The organism is Micromonospora sp. NPDC023814, from assembly GCF_040639595.1.
GTDB lineage: Bacteria > Actinomycetota > Actinomycetes > Mycobacteriales > Micromonosporaceae > Micromonospora.
The window spans coordinates 1-2,189 of sequence record NZ_JBFAAF010000205.1; the positions used below are offsets into that span (position 1 = coordinate 1).

Annotated in this window: 3 protein-coding genes; 1 reads left to right on the plus strand and 2 read right to left on the minus strand. The window is 68.0% G+C overall.

The window, feature by feature from the left end:
* The first annotated feature begins 70 nt into the window (after nt 1-70).
* The gene (locus tag AB0G14_RS35410; RefSeq protein WP_357705132.1) at nt 71-484 is read left to right on the plus strand and encodes a VOC family protein; all 414 of its coding nucleotides are present in this window, start codon (nt 71-73) and stop codon (nt 482-484) included.
* A gap of 385 nt (nt 485-869) precedes the next feature.
* On the opposite strand, the gene AB0G14_RS35415 is transcribed toward AB0G14_RS35410, so the two are convergent.
* Nucleotides 870-1,298 carry a VOC family protein gene (locus AB0G14_RS35415; RefSeq protein ID WP_357705127.1) on the minus strand — a complete coding sequence of 143 codons (429 nt, stop codon included), beginning with the start codon at nt 1,296-1,298 and terminating at the stop codon, nt 870-872.
* Nucleotides 1,295-1,912, minus strand: coding sequence for a DUF6597 domain-containing transcriptional factor (locus AB0G14_RS35420; protein WP_357705130.1), 618 nt, complete (start codon nt 1,910-1,912; stop codon nt 1,295-1,297). The genes AB0G14_RS35415 and AB0G14_RS35420 overlap by 4 nt, the downstream gene beginning before the upstream one ends.
* Nucleotides 1,913-2,189: the final 277 nt, after the last annotated feature.

The following is a 2,189-nucleotide window of genomic DNA, read 5'->3' on the forward strand; positions in this document are numbered from 1 at the left end:
GTTGGCGCGCGGGCTCTACTCGATTCCTTGGACATGGAGCGTCGCCGGGAGGGTACGCCTCCCGACGCTCATCCACAGGTTTCGAGCATTGCTCCCCGAGCGCGTCGCTCGTTTCTGGTGCGAGGTGTTGGGGTATGTCGTACCGCCGCCACCGGAGGGGTTTGCTACTTGGGATGACTTCGATCGCACGCTGCCGCCTGAGCATCAGGGCTCAGCGTTCGCATGCGTTGATCCCTCAGGTGTGGGCCCGCGACTGTACTTTCAGCGCGTTCCCGAAGGCAAGGTCGTCAAGAATCGGCTGCATCTTGACGTGCGGGTCGGCACCGGGCTCGTGGGTGAAGAGCGCCTGGCCGCACTTGAGGCCGAATGCGCACGACTGGTCGCGCTCGGCGCGGTACGCGTGCGACTACTGCTGGCCGATGGCGGCAACGAGTCGTGCCTCGTGATGCAGGACATCGAGGGCAACGAGTTCTGTCTCGACTGAGTGGCCGCGAACGTGGCACCTTCGCGAGTCGACTGGTGAAGTTCGCCAGCACGAGGGTCGCCGCCCCGCGGCGCGCCAACGGTCCTGATCCAGAACCACCTCTCGGTGTCCACGAGCACGAATCTAGCGGCGATCGAACATCCGCCCATGCCGCGACCCGCGCGCCGCCGTCGACCTGCGAAGGTACCAACCGCGTGATCACGACCTTGCCCGCGACGCGTACGGCTGCCGCAAGCCGAAAGCCAGCGCCTACGGCCCGCTGCACCACGACTCGCCGGCCCCGCGGAGGCCTCGATCCGCTTGACTCCGATAAGCCGTGAACTCGAAGTGCTGCGGTCCGGCGACCTTCGAGTCGACCGGCCACCGGGTTGTGCAGTAGGCGACGCTACATGGCGGCGACGCGCTCCTGGACCTCCGCCGACGCGAGGTCCTGGTTCCGCTTGGAAACTATCCATTGGTGCCCGAACGGGTCGGCGACCCTGCCCGCCCGGCCTCCGTGAGGCTGGTCGCTCACCGGGTAGATAACCCTGGCGCCGGAGTTGACCGCCGCCTCCGCCGTCGCATCGGCGTCAGAGACGTCGAGCGCCATCATCACCGGCGTCCCACCGAGTGAGGTCGGCGCCACGTCTCCGTACCCCTCGTCCTTGACCCCGACGGTGAAGCTCCCGATCGTGACCTCCGCATGGACGATCTTGCCGGCGGAGTCGGTGTACCGGGCGGTCTCACGCGCGCCGAACGCACTCCGGTAAAAGTCGATCGCGGCCGCGGCGTCAGCGACGACCAGTTTTGGGTAGACGTTCTGGATTTCGATCATAGGGCCATCATGACCCGCCGGGGAGCCGGTGGATTGTAGAAATGGGTCATGCCGGGAACGTGGTTCTGGGCGTCGGTCGAGCGAGGCTGGTACGAGGTCGGGCTGAGCCCGCCGAACGCCTGGAAGTCATGGATCATGTGGGGCTGGTCGTGGTAACCGTGCTCCACCGCGAGCCGGGCCCGGTCCGGCACCCGGCCGCACCCGGTGACCGCACCAAGCAGCCGGTCCCGCAGGGTGCCGCCATCGCGCCCCCAGAGCTCGTCGAGCGAAACCAACTGGTCCCGCACCGCGGAGGGAGGTGCCGGCAGAAACGGGTACGCGCCGCCGGGACGGAATCTGACTCGGGCGATCTCCCGCTGGTCGGCTGGGTCGATGAGCGCCGGGCCAGTGCCCGGCCCCTGCCACGCCGCGCCACGCGTCGTCAGTGGCGCCGGCTCGCCAACCGGGTGCCACCACGTCTCGTCGGCGGCAAGGTTCACCAAGAGCTGCGTCCCGCCGGTGGCCAGCGCCCGCTCCCGAGCGTGCCCGAATCCGCCCCGGTGGTAGCCGATCACGGCCACGAACGGCGCCAGCGCAGGCGCCGGTGGTCGCACCAGGTTGGTCGCCTCCCCCACGACTCGCAGGCTGCCTTCGCACGGGACCGCGACCCTGGTAGGAGGGCTTCCGCTTCCGGCCCGCCGGCACCAACCCGAAGCCCGGAGATCAAAGCGCGGATAGAGGAACCGCTCTACTGCACCAAGGCGGCCGACACCTTGAGCTGAAGCTCTGCCACAAGATGGCGCTGACTGAGCGAGAGGAGGAATGCTCAAGACCTGTGGATCGGCCGGGAAGGGGCGTACCTTCCCGGTGATCGATTCGTGTAGGTCTCGAGCAAGGCCGACGTTGGCGCGT

What these genes read in the sequence shown, in the direction of transcription:
- AB0G14_RS35415 (WP_357705127.1), bottom strand. Translation starts at nt 1,298, where the DNA reads ATGATCGAAATCCAGAACGTCTACCCAAAACTGGTCGTCGCTGACGCC.